The sequence below is a fragment of the Rhodococcus sp. OAS809 genome, from assembly GCF_040546695.1.
Lineage (GTDB): Bacteria > Actinomycetota > Actinomycetes > Mycobacteriales > Mycobacteriaceae > Rhodococcus_F > Rhodococcus_F qingshengii.
Window position 1 is genome coordinate 163,255 of record NZ_JBEPOI010000002.1, and the last position, 19,582, is coordinate 182,836.

Sequence of the window (19,582 nt, forward strand, 5' to 3'; positions counted from 1 at the left end):
TGCCGTTGTCGGAGCGACTATTTCGGGCAAAAACTCGCTATTTCGGGCTTGCGAGCGCCAACGGAAGTACAGAGTGAGCACCAGCCTGTCGAAGTGCGCGCGCGGCCATCGTGAAAGTCCAACCGGTATCGGCGATTGCGTCGACAAGAAGTATCGGTCCCTGGTGGATGCTCATGTCCGGGACTTCCCAAACATCGACCAGTCCGGACACGCGGTAGGCGGAGTTCGCTGCCGACACCGGAGGGTGGTCGGGTCGCAAGCGAAGGGTGCCCAGGTCGGTCAATCGCCCGACCTCGGCCAACTTGGCAGCCAGGCTCGACACCAACAAAGGATGCGTCGTGGATTCGAGGGCCATGACACCGGTGGGTCGCTCGGCCCAATTCCAGGCGGCCAGAACGCTGATACACGCGCTGACCACCGCATCGGGTACCTCGGCGTCGGGACCGTCGAAAAGCGCGCGGAGACGTTGACCCCAGCCCAGGTCCGACATCCGTCCGAGAATGCGCCCGGTTTCGGGCCCCTCGGTGATCTTCCCGGACAGCTTGACGCCCAGCTTGCTCAGGCCGGTCGGCCACATCTTGCGCGGCTCCAGGTCGAATCCGGGGCGCTGCAAGCGCGCCCGAGTCTCGTCGAGGGCGGCGGTGTCGACAGTGGTGTCGTAGCGATTGCCTGTGCAGTTGTCACAGCGACCGCACTGTGAGTTCTCCGAGGTCAGACCAGGATCGTCGAGTTGTTCACGCAGGAAGGTCATTCGACACGTCGTGATGCTCTGGTACTCGACCATTGCGGCCTGCTCGGCCTGGCGGGCGTCGTCGAGTCGGCCGTAGCGCTCGGCGTCGTACACCCAGGTTTCGCCGGTGCTGATCCACCCGCCCTTGACGCGTTTGACCGCGCCGTCGACGTCGAGGACTTTGAGGACCATCTCGAGACGCGTGCGATTGAGCTCCACCAGAGGTTCGAGTGCCGGTGTCGACGTGGCCTTTTCGGTGTCGAGGTGTTCGATGACGCTGCGGACCAGGTGCTCGCGGGGGAAGGCGACCGAGGCGAAGTAACTCCAGATCTGCTTGTCCTCGGCGCCAGGCAGGAGGATCACGTCTGCCCTGTCGGTGGAACGACCGGCGCGGCCCACCTGCTGGTAGTACGAGATCGGCGACGACGGTGCGCCGAGGTGGACGACGAACCCGAGATCAGGCTTGTCGAAGCCCATCCCGAGTGCCGAGGTGGCCACCAGAGCCTTGACGCGATTACCCAACAAGTCCTGCTCGAGAGATTCACGTTCAGTGGGATCGGTCTGGCCCGTGTAGGCGGCGACGGTATGGCCGCGCTCGGAGAGCAGGCTTGCGAGGTCGCGCGCGGCCGAAACCGTCAGCGTGTAGATGATGCCCGAACCCGGCAGCGTCTCGAGCATGTCGGCAAGCCAGGCAGCGCGCGCCGTCGCCTCCGGAATGTGGACTACAGAGAGGTGAAGCGACTCGCGTTCGAGCCCGCCGCGAAGGACGAGGGTTTCCTCACCGCCGACGCCGAGTTGGGCGGACACGTCCTCGACGACGCGGTTGTTGGCCGTCGCCGTGGTTGCGAGGACGGGAATGCCCTCGCCGAGTTCGGCGATCAAGGTCCTGATGCGGCGGTAGTCGGGACGGAAGTCGTGGCCCCAGTCGGAAACGCAGTGAGCCTCGTCGACTACGACCAGGCCGGCATCAGCTGCCAGGGCCGGGAGCACCTGATCGCGGAAGTCAGGGTTGTTCAGGCGCTCGGGGCTGACCAGAAGGACGTCGAGATCATTGGCTGCGACGCGGGCATGGATGTCGTCCCATTCGGTGACGTTGCCCGAATTGATGGTTGCGGCGCGCACTCCGGCACGTTCGGCAGAACTGACCTGGTTTCGCATCAGGGCCAACAACGGAGAGACGATGACGGTGGGGCCGTGGCCCGTTGCCCGGAGCAGCTTCGCCGAGATGAAGTAGACCGCAGATTTGCCCCAGCCGGTCCGCTGTACGACGAGCGCGCGTTTGCGCTGCACCACCAGCGCCTCGATGGCCGTCCACTGGTCCTCGCGTAGGCGGGCATCCGGCCCCGCGAGTTCGCGGAGCAGCCGCTCGGCTTCGTCGCGCATGGCTGGGGCAGTGGCGGTGGTCATGGACCCCATGGTGCACGACCCTGCCGACACGTGCGGGCTTCAGGCCTTGGCAACAGGTTCCTGCAGTTCGGTGACCCAGCCGTCGACATCCTCCGGGCACGCCAGCGTCACCTCACGGCTGGGGCCGGCATTGCGGTATCCCGCTGCGTCGATCCATTGGGCCAACGCCTGATAAGCGGGCAGGCAGTTGTCCATCGAACCCTTGTGCAGCAGCGAGGCCACGTGCTCTTCGGCCCGCAGGTCTACCACAGCGAACTCGTAGTCGCCATCGGGATTCGCGTCTACCGGTAGCGCCGCATGGACGACGACGTTCTCGTCGTCACCGGCATCCTCGTAGTAAGCGACAGCGGGTCCGATCGCGGCGATACCGGCACGATCCAGACCGGTACAAAGGCGCTCGTACAACCCGCGAACCACCGGGCCGATCGACGACGGATCCATCGTCTTGGCGGTACCGGTCAACTCCGCGACCCGCAGCGCCGGAACTGACTTGATCACAACCTCGTATGCGGACATCTGTCCCTCACTTTCGATGATCCGTAGGCGCGCCTGTACATGCGCCAGTCGCGCGGTGTCTTCCTGGATTCGGGTTTCGAGTTCTGCTCGGCGAAGCGTGAGCATCCCGCGGATCTCGTCGACGGTGACCGCCGACTCCACCACTTGCTGGACCTGGGCCAGAGTCAGGCCCAACTCCTTGAGAGCGACGATGCGGTTGAGCAGCGCCAACTGGCCCGCGGTGTACGAGCGATACCCGGTGGATGCGTCGACCCTCGCGGGTCTGAGCAGACCGATGGCGTCGTAGTGGCGGAGCATGCGCACCGACACACGACCGGCTCTCGCGAAGTCTCCGATGCTCAACATCCTTGATCGCCCCGTTTCTCTCTCACAAACCCGATACCTACAGGTTTACGACCTCACACGGTGTCAGAGTCAAGCTGTCGGTTCAGGACTTTTTCGATCGCAGCGCGAGTGGGTGACGACACCGACGCGCCGCGGACCGTCGTCGCCAGACTTCCCGCCGTGGCAGCGAACTGCAGGGCGCGGTCCTGGCCCTGCACCCACTCCACGGCGAAGGCGCCGGTGAAAGCATCGCCTGCGCCAGTTGTATCCACGGGTGTCACGGCCGGGGAGTCGGCGTGGATTGTCTCCTCGCCCGACCGGAGATCCGCGCCGCCGGCCCCGAGCGTCGTGACGAGGTATCGGACGCGACCGGTGACCGCGGCCAACTGCTCCGACTCGGTCTGGTTGACGATCAGGATGTCGACAGACTCGATCAGGGCGCCCGGAAGGTCTTGTACCGGTGAAGGATTGAGGATGACAGTTGTTCCGTTGGCACGCGCGTGCCGGGCCGCTGTGGTGACCGTGTCGAGGGGTATTTCGAGTTGGCACAGGAGAACGTCGGCGTGTGCGATCGCGTCGAGGTCTACTTCGGACAACGAGGTGACCGAGGAATTGGCGCCCGGGACGACGATGATGTTGTTCTCCGCGTCCTCGCTCACGGTGATGGCGGCAACGCCGCTCGGGCCGTCGACACTACGAAGCAACGCGGTGTCGACCCCGGCGTCTTGCAGGGTCTCGCGCAATTGGGTGCCGAAACCGTCGTCGCCGACCGCGCCGACGAACGACACGTCCCCACCGGCTTTCGCGGCGGCGATGGCCTGGTTGCTGCCTTTGCCTCCCGCCGCGGTGGCAAAGGCAGTGCCGAGTAGCGTTTCTCCCGGAGCGGGGAATCTGGACACTGACGTGGTCAGATCCATGTTGATACTGCCGACGACGACGATTCGAGGCGTGCTCATACCTCGAGGTTATCGGCCTTCATTCTCTTTCGACGAACCTTGCGGATGATCCGACGTGCTTCCTCGTCGGTGGCGACAGAGGGCGGAGAGCCGTCGAGTGGCTTGCGTGCGGTCTCGGGGATCATCAGGACTGCGATACCGCCGATCACGGCGGCGATCATCATGTACATCGGTGCGACCAAGTTGCTGCCCGTTGCACTTTCGAGGGCGGTGAGCACCAGGGGAGTGGTCCCGCCGAAGATGGAGACCGCGAGGTTGTATCCGATTGCCAAGCCGCCGTACCTGATTCCGGTCGGAAACAGTGCGGGAAGCACGGACGGGAACACTCCGACGAACAGCAGGAGCAAGCCGCCGAGAATTGCGAGTCCCAGGAAGACCGTCACGTAGTTGCCGACGCCGATCAGCAGGTAGGCAGGCAGGGACAGGACGAAGAATCCGATGAAACCGCTGAGCAGCAAGGGTTTACGCCCGACGCGGTCCGAGAACTTTCCGACGTAGCTGATTCCCATCATCATCACGATCATGACGATGATCATCAGAACGAGTCCGTGGGATTCGTCGTAACCCAACGTGTTGGTCAGATACGTCGGCATGTAGCTGAGCAGGCCGTAGTGAGCGATGTTGTACGTGGCCACCAGGACGATGCACAGAACAAGCGGACGCCAGTTGTCGACGAGAGTTTCGCGTAGTTTCTTGCCTGTGGATTCATCTGCGAGGGAGCGCTCTTCGGCCTGCTCCATCATCTGGAATGCGGGAGTTTCCTCCAAACGCAGACGGAGGTACAGGCCGATGAGACCCAGAGGTCCGGCGATGAGGAAGGGGATGCGCCAGCCCCACTGGAGGAGGTCCTCGGCACTGACGACGGTCTGGATGATCGTCACGATGCCCGCTGCCGCCACATATCCTGCCAGAGTCCCGAATTCGAGGAAGCTGGCGAAGAAACCCCGGCGCTTGTCCGGTGCGTATTCGGCGACGAACGTACTGGCTCCGCCGTATTCGCCGCCGGTGGAAAAGCCCTGCAGTAGGCGTAGGAGTACCAGCAGGATCGGGGCGGCGATACCGATGGATTCGTAGCTCGGGATGAGGCCGATGGCGAAGGTGCTGCCCGCCATCAGAATGATGGTGGTGGCCAGGACTTTCTTGCGTCCGATGCGGTCACCGAGTGGACCGAAGAACAATCCGCCGAGTGGGCGGACGATGAAGGCTGCCGCAAAAATTGCAAAGGTAGAGAGGAGTTGAGCGCTGCCGCTCGCGTCCGGGAAGAACACTTTTCCTATGGTGGTAGCTAGATATGCGTAAACGCCGAAATCGAACCACTCCATGGCATTTCCGAGCATCGTTGCCTTGACAGCGCGCTTGACGGACGCATTGTCGGTGACGCAGACATCGGGTGATTCGGCCACTTCGAGAGCGCTGATCGAGTTCTCTGGTGTAGTCATGACATGCGCTCCCCAGCGCAATCATCGAACCGAGCGGGGCACGTACCTGATGCACGCATCTTTTCGTTGCCCACTCGCCGATGAGCCGGTCGGGAAATCGAGCGTCCGCGTGCCCTGTGGCTCGTTGCGACCCCCGTCGCACGGCTCTGGCCCGCGGCAGTGTCCGGAGCCCACAGGGCTCCGGACTACCGGCAAGTAAGACGCTTACGCTATCAAAGTTGTGCGCGGGAGCCGATTTTCGGGCTAGAAGGCGCGGGCGTACTGCGACGGGATATGCGGTCCTACCTCGGCGTTCAGTTCACGGGCCGCCCGGCGCGCCCAGTAGGGATCACGCAACAGTTCGCGGCCGAGGAGCACCGCCACTGCGCTTCCGTCTTCGACGATCTTCTCGGCCTGCTCGGGTTCGGTGATGAGGCCGACGGCGGCGGCCGGTAGCAGGCTCTCGTTCTGCAGGCGACGGGCGAACGGAACCTGGTATCCCGGCTCCACCGGAATCTTGGCTGCCGGTGAATTACCGCCGGTGGACACGTCGACGAGATCGACGCCGTAGTCGGAGAGGATGTTGGCGAGGGCAACGGTCTGATCCGCGGTCCAGCTGTCGACGTCGAGCCCACGTTCTTCCGTGAGCCAATCGGTCGCCGAGACCCGGACGAAGAGCGGTAGCTCGGCCGGCCACACCTCGCGGACTGCGCTCAGGATTTCGAGGAGCAATCGAATGCGGTTCTCGAAGCTGCCTCCGTAGCGGTCCGTTCGCTTGTTGCTCTCGGGGGAGAGGAACTGATGGATCAGGTATCCGTGGGCCGCGTGAATTTCCACGACCTTGAATTCGGCCTTCAATGCGCGGGTAGCCGCCGCTGCGAAGTCCGCGACGACCTTCTCGATGCCTTCCGTGGTGAGCTCGACCGGATCGGCAAGGTGACCGAACGGAACCGCGCTCGGGGCCACCGTCTGCCACGAGAGTCGGTCGTCGGCGGGCAGACTCTTGCCGCCGCGCCACGGAACCTGCGTCGACGCTTTGCGTCCGGCGTGCGCCAGCTGAATTCCGGGCACTGCGCCGAAGTACGCGAGTTGCGCGTTGATCTCGGCGAAGGCTTGCGCCTGCGTGTCGTTCCAGATCCCCAGATCAGCTGCCGATATGCGGCCTTCGGGATTGACGGCCGTCGCCTCGGTGAGAATCAGGCCGGTGCCGCCGATTGCACGGCTCACCAGATGCGTGCGATGCCACTCGTTGGGCACTCCGACCTGGTCGCCGATGACGTCAGCGGAGTACTGGCACATCGGTGCCATCCAGACGCGGTTCGGGATGGTGACGCCGCGCAGGGTCAAAGGCTCGAACAACACACTCACGGATGGCTCCTGACTCGAAGAAGAAGGTCGGTGGGTGCAACAGTGTCGCGCGCCGGAATTGTTCCCCGGCGGTCCGCCGAAATGTTCGCAGGCGGTCCGCCGAAATGTTCGCAGGCGGTCCGCCTAAATGTTCGCAGGCGGTCCGCCTAAATGTTCGCAGGCGGTCCGCCGGAATGGTCCCGGGTGGTCACAGCCTCGTTCCGCCGAGCAGGCCGTCACGGTGGGTGGTTAATGTGTATTCATGACCGCTGTGACTTCCAACGCAGAAACCGTCGACTCGGACGCGTCCGACACCAAGTCCGTCGTGCACGACGCCGCACGCCGAGCCCGTAAGGCTTCGCGTGTCCTGGCTCTGCTGACCACGGCGCAGAAGGATGCTGCGCTCCACGCCGCAGCCGACGCGGTACTCGCGGCAAGTGATCGGATTCTCGCGGCCAACGCTCTCGATATCGACACCGCGAAGGCGGGCGGCACCGAGGAATCGCTGCTCGACCGTCTTCGTCTGACCGCTGACCGGATCGAGGGCATCGCGTCGGGTTTGCGTCAGGTTGCCGGACTACCCGATCCGATCGGTGAAGTGCTTCGTGGATCCACTCTGCCGAACGGTTTGGAACTACGTCAGCAGCGCGTTCCGCTCGGTGTCGTCGGTATGGTGTACGAGGCTCGTCCTAACGTGACCGTCGATGCCTTCGGGCTGACTCTCAAGTCGGGAAATGCTGCGCTGCTTCGTGGTTCGTCCTCGGCGGTCAAGTCCAACGAAGCGTTGGTGGCGGCTCTGCGTGCGTCGTTGGTTGATCAGGGACTGCCCGAGGATTCCGTTCAACTTCTGCCGAGTGCGGATCGCTCCACGGTCACTCATTTGATTCAGGCCCGTGGCCTCGTCGACGTCGTCATCCCGCGCGGTGGCGCCGGCCTCATCAGCGCCGTCGTGCGTGATGCCACCGTGCCCACCATCGAGACCGGTGTCGGTAATTGCCACGTCTATGTTCACTCGGCCGCCGATCTACTGATGGCCGAGAAGATTCTTCTCAACTCCAAAACCCGTCGGCCCAGTGTGTGCAACACGGCAGAGACGGTGCTGGTCGACGCCGCTATTGCCGAGACGGCCGTGCCGAAGCTGCTCCAAGCGCTCCAGATGCACGACGTCGTCGTGCACGGTGATCTGCCGGGACTGGTTCCCGCGACCGAGGACGACTGGTCGAAGGAATACCTCACCCTCGACGTCGCCCTCAAGGTCGTCAAGGACTTGGACGCTGCCGTCGAGCACATCGACCAGTACGGGACCGGCCACACCGAAGCCATCGTGACGTCCGATCTCTCGGCTGCCCGCGAGTTCACCGCTCGAGTCGACGCTGCGGCAGTGATGGTCAATGCGTCGACTGCCTTCACCGACGGTGAGCAGTTCGGGTTCGGCGCCGAGATCGGCATCTCCACCCAGAAACTGCATGCGCGTGGCCCCATGGGGCTACCGGAACTGACGTCCACCAAGTGGATCGTCTGGGGCGACGGGCACACCCGACCCGCCTGAAAAAGTTCACCAGACTTGCCCCACCTCTCAAGGAGTTAACCGTGGACCGAGCACTTCCCGACACGACGCCGTTCTTCTCGACCGTCGACGACGTGATCGAACGGCTGGCCGAAACCGGCTATCTGTCCGACAAGGCCACCGCGACGGCAGTCTTCCTGGCCGATCGTCTGGGCAAGCCGCTGCTCATCGAGGGCCCGGCCGGTGTCGGAAAGACGGAACTCGCCCGCGCAGTCGCCCAGACCACGGGCGCAGAACTGGTGCGTCTGCAGTGCTACGAGGGCGTCGACGAGGCTCGTGCACTCTACGAGTGGAACCACGCGAAGCAGATTCTTCGGATTCAGTCGGGCGGGGCGAGCGGAGCGAGGGGTGATGTCGCGGTCGACCACAGCTGGGATTCGACGAAGGCGGATGTCTTCTCGGAGGAGTTCCTGCTCGCACGTCCACTGCTCAAGGCCATTCGCCGCGAGGACCCGACGGTGCTGTTGATCGACGAGACGGACAAGGCAGACGTCGAGATCGAAGGTTTGCTCCTCGAAGTGCTCAGCGACTTCGCGGTCACGATCCCCGAGCTCGGAACCATTACCGCCACCCGCAAGCCGTTCACGGTGTTGACCTCGAATGCCACTCGCGAACTCTCGGAGGCTCTGAAGCGTCGTTGCCTCTTCCTGCATCTCGACTTCCCGGACGCCGACCTCGAGCGTCGCATCCTCGCAAGCCGTGTGCCGGAGCTTCCTGAAGCGATTGCCGAGCAGCTGGTCAACACCATTCGTGTTCTTCGCGGAATGCAGCTCAAGAAGGTCCCTTCGGTATCCGAGACCATCGACTGGGGACGCACCCTTCTTGCTCTGGGCATGGACACTCTCGACGACGATGCCGTTCGCGCCACGCTCGGCGTGATCCTCAAGCACCAGTCGGACCAGGTGCGTGCCGCCGCTGAACTTCGGCTGAACTGAGGTCTGACATGGCTCCCGCAGCATCGACGTCGCCGCTCTCACCTGGCGGCCTGGCAGCGCCGCACGGGATTCCCGGTCACCTCGTCGATTTTGTCGAGGCTTTGCGACGACGCGGAATCATGGTCGGCCCGTCCGAGACAGTCGACGCCGGTCAGGTCATGTCTGTTCTCGACCTGCTCGATCGTGAAGCGCTTCGTGAAGGGCTGGCATGCTCGCTCCTGCGCAGGCCGACCCACCGGGCGACGTTCGACGCCGTCTTCGACCTGTGGTTCCCCAAGGCGATCGGTGACCGTGCGGTCGGCGACGTCGACGTCACACTGCCGCGCAAGCCAGACGGCTCGATCGACCTGCAGGCCTTGCGTGAGCTCATTGCCGAACTGCTGACAGACGGCAGTGACGAGGCGATGGAGATGACCGAACTCCTGACCGCCGCGATGGTCGAGGAACTCGGGCAGTACCAGTCGAGTAACGGCCCGTCGTTCTCCGCCTATCAGGCGCTGCGTGACGTCGCCCCGGAGACGTTGCTCAACAAGATCCTGCAGGGCCTGCTCGGCAACCAGGAGGGTTCCGGGTCAGAGGGCAAGGACAACTCCGACTATCAGTCCGAGGTCGCCAAGCGCACGGCAGCGCAGCGCATCGCGGACTTCCGCAAGATGGTCGAGAAGGAAACGCGTCGACGCACAGCCGAGAATTTGGGCAAGGAGCGGGTCGCCACGTACGGCGTTCCGAAACTCGCCGAGGAAGTCGACTTCTTGCGAGCGTCCGATGCCGAACTCACCACGCTGAAGAAGAACGTCGCACCCCTGGCTCGCTTGTTGGCCAGTCGTCTCGCCGTGCGTCGCAGCCGCTCTCGCGCGGGTTCGATCGACCTACGTCGTACGTTGCGCAAGTCCATGTCGACGGGCGGAGTGCCGATCGATCTGGTGCAGCGCAAGCCGAAGCGGGCGCGGCCCGAACTTGTGGTGATGTGTGACGTATCCGGCTCGGTGGCGGGGTTCAGCCATTTCACTCTGCTGCTCGTGAACGCTTTGCGTGAGCAGTTCTCGCGCGTGCGGGTGTTCGCGTTCATCGACACGACCGACGAGGTCACGCGGTTCTTCGACTCGAACGCAGACCTCGGATCAGCGATGTCACGGATGGTGCGTGAGGCCGAACTGATCACCTACGACGGCCACTCAGACTACGGACACGCCTTCGGAGTGTTCCAGGAGAAGTTCGCGCAGTCGATCACCAGTCGCACGTCGCTACTGGTACTCGGCGACGGTCGCAACAACTACCGCGATCCCAACCTTCAGTCGCTGTCGCAGATGGTGGCAGTAGCCAAGCACGCGCACTGGCTCAACCCCGAGCCGAAGGGGCAATGGGGAACGGGTGACTCCGCGGCGAAGGTCTACAACGAGGTCATCAGCATGCACGAGTGCCGCTCGGCCCAGCAGCTTGCCGACGTCGTGTCCCGTCTGCTGCCGGTCTGACCCGTAAGCTCGACACTCGTGCAGAAGGGACTATCGGTGGAACGTGCTCGACGCCTAGGAGTGATGGGTGGCACCTTCGACCCCATTCACCATGGCCACCTCGTTGCGGCCAGTGAGGTCGCCGACCGGTTCGGACTCGACGAAGTGATCTTCGTCCCCACCGGGCGGCCCTGGCAGAAGCAGGGGAAGGGCGTCAGTCCTGCCGAGGACCGGTACCTCATGACGGTCATCGCCACCGCCTCCAACCCGCGGTTTTCCGTCTCTCGGGTCGACGTCGACCGTGAAAAAGTGACGTACACCGTGGACACGCTGCGAGACCTCCGGGCCTACCACCCTGACGCCGAACTCTTCTTCATCACCGGTGCCGATGCGCTGGCCAGCATCCTTTCCTGGCAAGATTGGGAAGAGTTGTTCGCATTGGCGAAGTTCGTCGGGGTATCGCGACCGGGTTTCGATCTCAATGCAGAGCACCTGGCCGGTCACCTCGACACCATGCCCGCCGACGCGGTCACGTTGATAGAGATTCCGGCACTTGCCATTTCGTCGACCGAATGTCGGCGTCGGGCAAGTGAAGACCGCCCCGTCTGGTACCTGGTGCCGGACGGAGTGGTGCAGTACATCTCGAAGCGGAACCTGTATCGACCTGTCGACGCGGAGCGCCGCGACGGAGCTACAACGATGTCGGAGCCCGCACCGGGGAAGTCGGAAGCCGTCCCGGGCGCCGAATCGAGCTAGCCGAGCACAACAAGTACTTTCTGAAGACGAAACTGGAGAACATCGAGTGAGCGCAAACACCGAAGCCATCGACATGGCACGCATCGCGGCCTTGGCAGCCGACGAGAAGCTGGCCACCGAAGTGGTGGTGCTCGATGTGTCCGAACAGCTGGTCATCACGGACTGCTTCGTCATCGCATCTGCGACGAACGAGCGTCAGGTCAACTCGATTGTCGAGAACATCGAAGACCGTCTCCGCGAAGCGGGACACAAGCCGGTCCGCCGGGAAGGCACCCGCGAGGGCCGCTGGGCACTGCTCGACTACGCCGACATCGTCGTCCACGTCCAGCATGACGAGGAGCGCAACTTCTACGCTCTCGATCGACTGTGGAAGGACTGCCCGACGGTCGAGGTCGAAGGCCTCGGACAGAACCGTCCCGGCCCCGCCGACGCCAACACGGTGTTCGAGACCGACACGGTTTCCGAGCCGGACGCGCAGGATCCCTCGCTGTGACTTCGTCGGCGCCCAGTGCGGCGTCGAACCCTGTCCGCCGGCTCATCCTGCTGCGTCACGGACAGACCGAATACAACGCCGACTCTCGGATGCAGGGGCAACTCGACACCGACCTGTCGGAGTTGGGACGCACGCAGGCCAAGAGTGCAGGTCCGGTGATCGCCGATCGCAGGCCGTTGACGATCGTGTCCTCGGATCTGCGTCGGGCGTACTTCACGGCCGTCGCTGTCGGTGATTCCGCCGGACTTCCGGTCCTCACCGACACGCGTCTGCGTGAGACACACCTGGGGGAATGGCAGGGCCTGACTCATCATGACGTCGACGAGCGCACTCCCGGTGTGCGATCTGCGTGGCGAGCGGATGCCACGTTGGCGCCGCCCGGCGGCGAAAGCCGAATCGACGTCGCGAATCGCAGCCTCCCCGTAGTTCACGAATTGCTCGACACGCACCCGGACTGGGCCGAGCGGCCCGTGGTTCTGGTGGCGCACGGAGGCTTGATCGCGGCACTGACAGCGGCATTGCTCGACCTACCCGTCGATCGCTGGGCCGTCCTCGGCGGATTGGGAAACACCAGTTGGGTGCAACTCAGTGGACATGGTGACGTCAAGTCGATCGAGTGGCGACTCGACGTATGGAATGCTTCTGCGAGTGTCGCAAATGACGTCCTCTGAAAGTGCCGACGGGCAGCGCCCCGTCCTCCTCGTACTCGCGGATTCGCTGTCGTATTTCGGCCCCAAAGGCGGCCTCGCGGCAGATCATCCACGCATCTGGCCCAACATCGTGGCCGACGAACTCGGCTGGGACGTCGAGTTGGTCGCCCGTATCGGCTGGACGTGCCGCGATGCGTGGTGGGCACTGACTCAGGATCCTCGTGTGTGGGCGGCGGTGCCGCGGGCAGGCGCCGTCGTGTTCGCGGTCGGCGGTATGGACTCGCTACCGTCTCCGCTGCCTACCGCGCTCCGCGAGACCATCCGCTACGTTCGGCCACCCGCGCTTCGACGCGTGGTGCGCGAGGGTTATCAGTGGCTGCAGCCGCGGCTTGCACCTCTGGGCCGCCCGGTCGCACTTCCGCCCAAGCTGAGCGTCGAGTATCTGGAAAGCTCGCGAAATGCGTTGGAGTACATGCGGCCGGAACTGCCGATGATCGCGACCTTGCCGTCAGTGCATCGCAGCGATGCCTACGCGAGCGTGCATGCCGGCCGGCCGGCCGCCGTGTCCGCGATCACCGAGTGGGCTACGGAGAAAGACGTTCCCGTAGTCGACCTTGCAGATGCAGTGCGTGACAACGTCTTTTCCGAGAACGGCAATCCTGACGGCATTCACTGGGGTTGGGACGGTCACCTCGGCGTAGCCCGCGCGATGATCGCTGCGATTCGCGGGGTCGAGGCGCAGAAAGTGGTTTCGCCGGAACTGGTAGCACCGCCGAGCGAAGTCGGGTAGCAGAATGCCGGTCGTCGTCGTCACGGATTCCTCCGCCTGCATCCCGCAGGAGTCGGCCGACGCATGTGGCATTCAGGTTGTTCCGCTCCACGTGCTCCGTGACGGTTGCGACTTGCGAGAGGGCGTCGACGCAATGCCGAGCGACCTGTCGGGAGTGACAACGGCCGGAGCGTCGCCCGCCGAGTTGTCCGAAGCGTATGCACGCGCCCTGGACATGAGCGACGGTGACGGCGTTCTCGCCGTTCACATTTCACGTCAACTGTCGGGAACGTGGGAAGCCGGACGAGTCGCAGCCCAGGAATTCGGTGGCGCCGTCCGGATCGTCGATTCACAGTCCGCCGGTATGGGTTTGGGCTATCCGGCTCTCGAAGCTGCACGCTTGGCCGAGAAGGGCGCTTCACTCGAAGAGGCGTACGGCCGGGCGGTCGACGTCGCCAGCCGTGGGCGCTGCTACATCGTCGTCGACAAACTTGATCAATTGCGTCGGGGCGGACGAATCGGAACCGCCGCTGCGTTGCTGGGTACTGCATTGGCGATGAAGCCGATCCTGCATCTGGTGGACGGCAAACTCGTGCTCGGCGAAAAAACGCGCACCACCACCAAAGCGCTTGCACGCTTGGTTGATTCGGCAGTCGAGCGCGCCGGTCTCGGCCGCGTGGCGATAGCCGTGCATCACATGCGAGCACGAGAGCGTGCCGACGGGATAGCGGAACAGTTGGCCGAGCGCATTCCCGATGTAGCGGAATCCGTGGTTACCGACTTCAGCGCGGTTATCGGAGCGCACGTCGGCGTCGGCGCGATCGGTGTTGTGGTGTGCCCGTTGCCGGAGATCGACGCGAACACCTGATCGTTTCTCCACAATCCCCGAGTTCTCCACAGGTCGAAATTCATCGTCTTCGGTGGCGAGGTCTCTCGTTAGCGTCCAGTCATGAGGATCAGCGAGGAGCGCGAGCGGGCGCGTGATCGCCTCGCGGCGATGGACGGAAACTACCGGCAGCGACCGGCCGTCGACGAATTCGAGGATTCAGGGTCTTTCGAGAGGTCCCCCGAGTGGCTTCGGGACTTCGACGAGGACGACTACGACGCTCAGCCCGACTCGTCACGGTTCGACCGATTGCCCGAACATTGGCGCGGTACACGTTGGCGCCCGAGTCGGTCGGCGACCTGGGTGTTGGCGATCGTTGCAGTTCTGGCCACGGGAATCGGCTTGTTCGCCGTGTGGTGGGATTCTCCGAGCATGCAGGCGGTCCCAACGTTGCCCTCGCCCCAGAATGTCACGGAGAAGAATGTGACTGCCGGCGATGGTGAATCAGCCAGTCCTGTACCGACCGGCGTCGTGGCAGAGCAGCCGCCCGAGGCTGTGGTGGTCAGTGTCGTCGGGCTCGTGCGCACGCCTGGGCTTGTCAATCTTCATTCGGGCTCGCGCATCGCCGACGCGCTTGCTGCGGCAGGTGGCGTGCTCGACGGAGCGGAGACGGTGGGCCTGAATCTGGCTCAGAAACTTGTCGACGGCGATCAGATCGTGGTTGGTGCGGCCGATCAGTCCGGTGGTGTTTCTTCGAGTACCACTGCAGGAGGGACCAGCCCCGCAGCTACGGGGGAATCCGGCGGGGCTGGGCTGGTGAACCTCAATACCGCCACCGAGGCCGAACTGGACGAGCTTCCCGGGGTAGGGCCGGTAACGGCTGCGGCGATCATCTCCTGGCGCACATCCAACGGAAAATTCACGGACATAGAACAATTGGGGGAAGTCGACGGGATCGGCCCGGCAAGGTTGGCCAAATTGCGAGTGCTGGTGTCGGTGTGAACGAACCGGAAGCCTCGCCGGTCCTCGACGCTCGACTGCTTCCGTCTGCCGTCGCGGTGTGGGGGAGCAGTGCGGTGGGGATCCTGTTCGGCCCGGTCGCCGCGTGGGTACTGGCGGTGGCGTGTGCGGTTCCAGCGGCACTCCTCACTTACGTGGTTGTGCGCCGGACATCAGCGGGGTGGGTACGAATCATGTTGGTTGCATTGCTGTTCGGTGCCGGGTGTAGTGCCGTCGGCGGGTGGCGGGCGTCCGAGGCGGAGAGGCACCCACTGACCCGAGCTTCTCTCGAGGGAGCTTGGGTGAGTGTCGAAGTGGAACCCTCGGAGGATCCGCACGCGGTCTCCGGCGCGGTGGGTCAAGGTCAGGTCGTCTTCAGGGCAACCGTCAATTCGGTGACTGCCCAGAACCGCAGGTACTCCGGAGGCGGCTTGGTCACCATCCGGGCGCCCAGTTCGTCGTGGCTCGAAGTTGTTCCAGGGCAGAGCCTCACGGTTCGTGGCCGGGCGAGTCAGCCATGGCGTAGCGATTCCACGCTCGCCGTGATCACGTCCGAAGGGCCTCCCGTCGCGGTGGGAGAAGTGCCCTGGTATCAGCGATGGGCAAGTGTGGTGCGCATTCGTTTCGCGGCTGCGTGCTCGGCTGCACTCCCGCCGGATCAGGCGGGTCTGCTGCCTGGCCTCGTCGTCGGAGACACGTCGGCGCTGTCGCCGGTGGTGAAGGACAACTTCACCGTTGCCGGACTTTCCCATCTCACCGCGGTGTCCGGCGCCAACATCAGCATTCTGCTCGGGGCCGTTCTGCTGTTGGTCAGAGCCGCGGCGCTCAGTCCACGGGTCGGCGCCGCTTTGGCGGTGGTAGCCCTCGTTGCCTTTGTTGTCGTCGCGAGGCCGTCGCCGAGTGTTCTACGCGCGTCGGTGATGGGCTTGGTAGGCCTGCTCAGTCTGGTCACTGGTCGGCGCAAACAGGCGCTGCCTGCGCTTGCCGCCGCCGTCATCGTTCTGGTAGTCGTGAGGCCCGAGCTGGCCGTCGACTGGGGATTTGCGCTGTCGACTACTGCGACGGGCGCGCTGGTGATCATTGCTCCGGTGTGGGTGGACGTGCTTCGCCGAAGAGGCTGGCCCCGTTGGTTTTCGGAGATGACAGCTGTCTCGGGTGCTGCGTTTGTCGTGACTGCACCGTTGGTGGGCGCCATGGCGGGAACCTTCAGCGTGGTCACGATTGCCGCGAACATGGCGGTGGCGCCGGTGATCGGAATCATCACGGTGTTCGGTGCGGTGATTGCCTTGTGTGCGCTGATCTGTCCACCGATCGCGGTGTTCGTCGCGCCATTGGTGCGGCCGCCGATGGGGTGGCTGCTGTGCGTGTCCGAGCGGGCGGCGGCGCTTCCCGGAGCGTCGGTGGTAGTGCCGTCAGGACTCATCGGTGCCCTCGTCGTCGTGGGAGTCCTACTGGCGACGACCCTGACGCTGTGGAATCGGATTTCGAGATGGGTGCTCGGCGTTCTCGTTCTGGGAGTTGTTCTGGCCCTGATCTTTCAGCACGTGTTCGGGGGTGGCCGTATTGCTCCGGGGTGGGCACTGGTGATGTGCGACGTCGGTCAGGGGGACGGTCTTGTGCTCTCGACTGGAGACGGCAGGGTGATCGTGATCGATGTCGGTCCTGATCCCACGTCGATGGATCGTTGCCTGAACATGTTGGACGTCAACGACATCGCGTTGCTGGTGATCAGTCATTTTCATGCCGATCACATCGGTGGATTGGAAGCAGTCCTGAGTGGGCGTTCGGTCGCTGCGATCGGAGTCGGGTCGATGTTGTTGCCGGAGTCAGGTTTTCGGGCGGTGAAGGATGCCGCCGACTCGCAGGCCGTTCCGGTTGTCTCGTTGCTCGCAGGTATGGAGTTGACGTTGGGATCGGTGAACGTGGAGGTTCTCGGTCCGTTGGTTCCAGCTCCCCGCGATTCCGTCGGTGCCGCAGATGCAGCCAACGATCAGTCGCTGGTGGTGATGGCGCACACGGGCGCGGGTCGAATTCTGTTGACGGGCGACGCCGAAGTTGCGGGGGAGGAGGCGATCCTCCGATCGGGAGCGGACGTGAAGGCCGATGTGTTGAAGCTGCCCCATCACGGTTCTCGGACCACGTCGTCGGCATTTCTGGAAGCGGTGCGTCCGAGGTTGACGATGATCAGCGTCGGCGTCGGCAACAGTTTCGGGCACCCGAATGCGGAGGTTCTCGATGAACTGGATTCATTGGGCGGGGCGGTGGTTCGGACCGACGTCGACGGCACCGTCGCTGTGTACGGCGGGGGCGGCGGGTCTGTGTCGATCGTGTCGGTTCCTCGTGGGACCATCTTCGGGTGAGTAATCCGTCTGGAGTCGATCCGCTGCATCTTGTTCTCGGGGACGACGAGTTCCTGATCGACCGTACGGTATCGCAGCTCATCAGAGCCGTCCGCGGTGACCGCGGCCAGGGTATTTCGGATCTCCCGGTGACCAAGATGCGTGCGGGCGACACCAATGCTCCCGAGTTGGCCGAGTTGCTCAGCCCTTCTCTTTTTGCCGAAGACCGTGTGATCGTCCTGGAATCGGCTGCAGAAGCAGGCAAAGATGCCGTAGCGCTTGTCCTGGAGGCTGCACGCGAGCCGGCAGAAGGTGTGGTTCTGATCGTCGTGCACTCGGGCGGCGGTCGCGCGAAAGCGTTGGCTCCGGCCCTCGAGAAGCTCGGCGCGACGGTTCACAACTGCGGAAAACTGAACAAGAGTCAGCTTGTCGACTTCGTCCGGGGTGAGTTCCGGACCGCAGACGTCAGGGTTGCGCCAGATGCGATCGCCGCGATGATCGAAAGCGTCGGCTCCAACCTCCGCGAACTCGCGTCGGCCTGCTCGCAATTGGCGGCAGATACGGGCGGCAAGATCGACGTCGATGCGGTCCACAAGTATTACTCGGGCAAGGCCGAGGTTTCCGGATTCGACGTGGCCGACAAAGTCATCGTCGGCGATACCCGGGGTGCGCTCGAGGCGCTCCGATGGGCAGATCAGATCGGAACAGCCCATGTTCTGCTCGCGGATGCCCTCGCCGACGCAGTCCACACCATCGCGAAGGTCGGCCCGTTTGCACGGGGCGGTGACCCGTTCCGGTTGGCGTCGGATCTCGGAATGCCGCCGTGGAAGGTCAAGAAGGCGATCAAGGAGGTCGGCGGCTGGGATCCCACGTCGATCGGCGCTGCGATGCAGATCGTCGCTGCCCTCAACGCCGACGTGAAGGGTGCCGCAGTCGACTCGTCCTTCGCCCTGGAGATGGCAGTGCGGAAAGTGTGCGCGTTGCGGAAGAACTGAGTACAACGTGGCCTACTGCGCGTCCGGCCAGAAGTAGTCCGACGACAGTGGCGGCCGTGGCCTCGCCCGCCCGGTAGTCGAGGCGTTTCACGCAGGCTTGCTCCAACTGAGTATGCGGAATGGCCTGAGGCCGTGTCGTTGGTTCACCTGTTCTGATGTCGGTCACCCGTAGTGAGTCGTGCGACACCGGATTCACCACACTGCCGCAGGCAATGGTTTCTTGGCCGATGCTGTCCACCGGCACCTTCACGGTGGTGAGTACCGCTCGTCCAACGGCGAGAAACGCCAGAATCGCAACGAGTGAACACATCACGCCGAAGAAGATCCGGAATTCGCTACGTTGCCTGCGCCTACACCATCCGTAGCTTGCGGCACCTCCGACGACTGCAACCGTCAATGATTCCCACCAACGAGGGATTTCCCAGGGCGGCCACTACGCCGAAAGCGACGACCGCCCAGAAGACAGTCGTGAACAACCAGCTGCGAGGGCGCTTCCCGTGCCCGTTGATCGCCATCATCAGATGGTTGCAGCCCGCTCCACATATTCGCTGCAAGACATGGATGGCGGGTCTTCGCACTGACCCGATTGAATACGCAAAATAGCCGCCTGGTCTTTCGACCTGGCGGCTATCGAGACGAACCAGTGTGACGGCGAACCGTCACAGTGGAAACGTCAGAGCTTGTTGGCAGCCTGCGAGAGTGCAGACTTCTTGTTGGCAGCCTGGTTGGCGTGAATGACGCCCTTGCTGGCTGCCTTGTCGAGCTTGCGGCTGGTGGAGACGAGGAGCTCGTTGGCCTTGTCCTTGTCACCGGCTGCCGCAGCCTCGCGGAATGAACGGATCGCGGTACGCAGCGAGGACTTCACCGACTGGTTACGGAGTCGGGCCGCCTCGTTGGTACGGATTCGCTTCACCTGGGACTTGATGTTGGCCACGCGTAAAATCCTTGTCGTCTTTAGCTGGTTACGGTCGAGAAAGCTGTGGGCGCACTGATGCACCGACTGGCAAGATTACCAGCCGAGGGCCCAAGAACCCAAACCGTCGCACGTTGCGTCTGTCGAGAAGGGTACACCGAGCGCCCGATTTCTCGCCGCGCTGCCGAATA

At 63.7% G+C, this 19,582-nt stretch carries 17 protein-coding genes; 11 read left to right on the forward strand and 6 right to left on the reverse strand.

Annotation, left to right across the window (positions count from 1 at the left end; translation table 11 throughout):
- Nucleotides 1-37: 37 nt before the first annotated feature.
- The 5 genes from ABIE52_RS03905 to ABIE52_RS03925 all read right to left on the reverse strand — a co-directional run bounded on the left by ABIE52_RS03905 (nt 38) and on the right by ABIE52_RS03925 (nt 6,719).
- On the reverse strand, nt 38-2,137 hold the full coding sequence (locus ABIE52_RS03905; RefSeq protein ID WP_192712955.1) for a RecQ family ATP-dependent DNA helicase: 2,100 nt from the start codon (nt 2,135-2,137) through the stop codon (nt 38-40).
- A gap of 39 nt (nt 2,138-2,176) precedes the next feature.
- Complete coding sequence (locus ABIE52_RS03910) at nt 2,177-2,998, reverse strand: MerR family transcriptional regulator (RefSeq protein ID WP_007731010.1); 822 nt, start codon at nt 2,996-2,998, stop codon at nt 2,177-2,179.
- A gap of 53 nt (nt 2,999-3,051) precedes the next feature.
- Nucleotides 3,052-3,933: a ribokinase gene (locus ABIE52_RS03915; protein WP_030536629.1), complete on the reverse strand. Its 882-nt coding sequence runs from the start codon at nt 3,931-3,933 to the stop codon at nt 3,052-3,054.
- Nucleotides 3,930-5,372, reverse strand: a complete 1,443-nt coding sequence (locus ABIE52_RS03920; protein ID WP_003944479.1) for an MFS transporter — start codon at nt 5,370-5,372, stop codon at nt 3,930-3,932. The genes ABIE52_RS03915 and ABIE52_RS03920 overlap by 4 nt, the downstream gene beginning before the upstream one ends.
- A gap of 243 nt (nt 5,373-5,615) precedes the next feature.
- Nucleotides 5,616-6,719, reverse strand: a complete 1,104-nt coding sequence (locus ABIE52_RS03925; RefSeq protein WP_070161359.1) for an NADH:flavin oxidoreductase/NADH oxidase — start codon at nt 6,717-6,719, stop codon at nt 5,616-5,618.
- Nucleotides 6,720-6,960: 241 nt separating this feature from the next.
- On the opposite strand from ABIE52_RS03925, the gene ABIE52_RS03930 reads away from it, so the two are divergent.
- From ABIE52_RS03930 to holA, 11 genes are all read left to right on the forward strand, one after another.
- Nucleotides 6,961-8,247, forward strand: a complete 1,287-nt coding sequence (locus ABIE52_RS03930; RefSeq protein ID WP_192712956.1) for a glutamate-5-semialdehyde dehydrogenase — start codon at nt 6,961-6,963, stop codon at nt 8,245-8,247.
- Between the two features lie 41 nt (nt 8,248-8,288).
- Nucleotides 8,289-9,200, forward strand: a complete 912-nt coding sequence (locus ABIE52_RS03935) for an AAA family ATPase (RefSeq protein WP_003944506.1) — start codon at nt 8,289-8,291, stop codon at nt 9,198-9,200.
- 8 nt (nt 9,201-9,208) lie between these two features.
- Nucleotides 9,209-10,672, forward strand: coding sequence for a vWA domain-containing protein (locus ABIE52_RS03940; RefSeq protein ID WP_007731020.1), 1,464 nt, complete (start codon nt 9,209-9,211; stop codon nt 10,670-10,672).
- Between the two features lie 18 nt (nt 10,673-10,690).
- Nucleotides 10,691-11,407, forward strand: coding sequence for a nicotinate-nucleotide adenylyltransferase (gene nadD, locus ABIE52_RS03945; protein WP_003944462.1), 717 nt, complete (start codon nt 10,691-10,693; stop codon nt 11,405-11,407).
- Nucleotides 11,408-11,453: 46 nt separating this feature from the next.
- A complete protein-coding gene (rsfS, locus tag ABIE52_RS03950) occupies nt 11,454-11,900 on the forward strand; it encodes a ribosome silencing factor (protein WP_003944502.1) in 447 nt (148 codons plus the stop codon).
- Nucleotides 11,897-12,571 carry a histidine phosphatase family protein gene (locus tag ABIE52_RS03955; protein WP_064444111.1) on the forward strand — a complete coding sequence of 225 codons (675 nt, stop codon included), beginning with the start codon at nt 11,897-11,899 and terminating at the stop codon, nt 12,569-12,571. Before rsfS ends, ABIE52_RS03955 begins: the two co-directional genes overlap by 4 nt.
- Nucleotides 12,558-13,340, forward strand: a complete 783-nt coding sequence (octT, locus tag ABIE52_RS03960; RefSeq protein WP_042924057.1) for a diglucosylglycerate octanoyltransferase — start codon at nt 12,558-12,560, stop codon at nt 13,338-13,340. Before ABIE52_RS03955 ends, octT begins: the two co-directional genes overlap by 14 nt.
- Before the next feature lie 4 nt (nt 13,341-13,344).
- Entirely contained in the window at nt 13,345-14,187 is an 843-nt protein-coding gene (locus ABIE52_RS03965; RefSeq protein WP_050654643.1) for a DegV family protein, read from the forward strand.
- An 81-nt stretch (nt 14,188-14,268) separates the two neighbouring features.
- Nucleotides 14,269-15,147 (forward strand): ComEA family DNA-binding protein, encoded by an 879-nt coding sequence (locus ABIE52_RS03970; RefSeq protein ID WP_050654644.1) that lies wholly within the window; start codon nt 14,269-14,271, stop codon nt 15,145-15,147.
- Nucleotides 15,144-17,504 carry a ComEC/Rec2 family competence protein gene (locus ABIE52_RS03975; protein WP_064444112.1) on the forward strand — a complete coding sequence of 787 codons (2,361 nt, stop codon included), beginning with the start codon at nt 15,144-15,146 and terminating at the stop codon, nt 17,502-17,504. The genes ABIE52_RS03970 and ABIE52_RS03975 overlap by 4 nt, the downstream gene beginning before the upstream one ends.
- Complete coding sequence (holA, locus tag ABIE52_RS03980; RefSeq protein ID WP_003944476.1) at nt 17,501-18,478, forward strand: DNA polymerase III subunit delta; 978 nt, start codon at nt 17,501-17,503, stop codon at nt 18,476-18,478. The genes ABIE52_RS03975 and holA overlap by 4 nt, the downstream gene beginning before the upstream one ends.
- A gap of 673 nt (nt 18,479-19,151) precedes the next feature.
- On the opposite strand, the gene rpsT is transcribed toward holA, so the two are convergent.
- Entirely contained in the window at nt 19,152-19,412 is a 261-nt protein-coding gene (gene rpsT / locus ABIE52_RS03985; protein ID WP_003944567.1) for a 30S ribosomal protein S20, read from the reverse strand.
- Between the last annotated feature and the right edge of the window lie 170 nt (nt 19,413-19,582).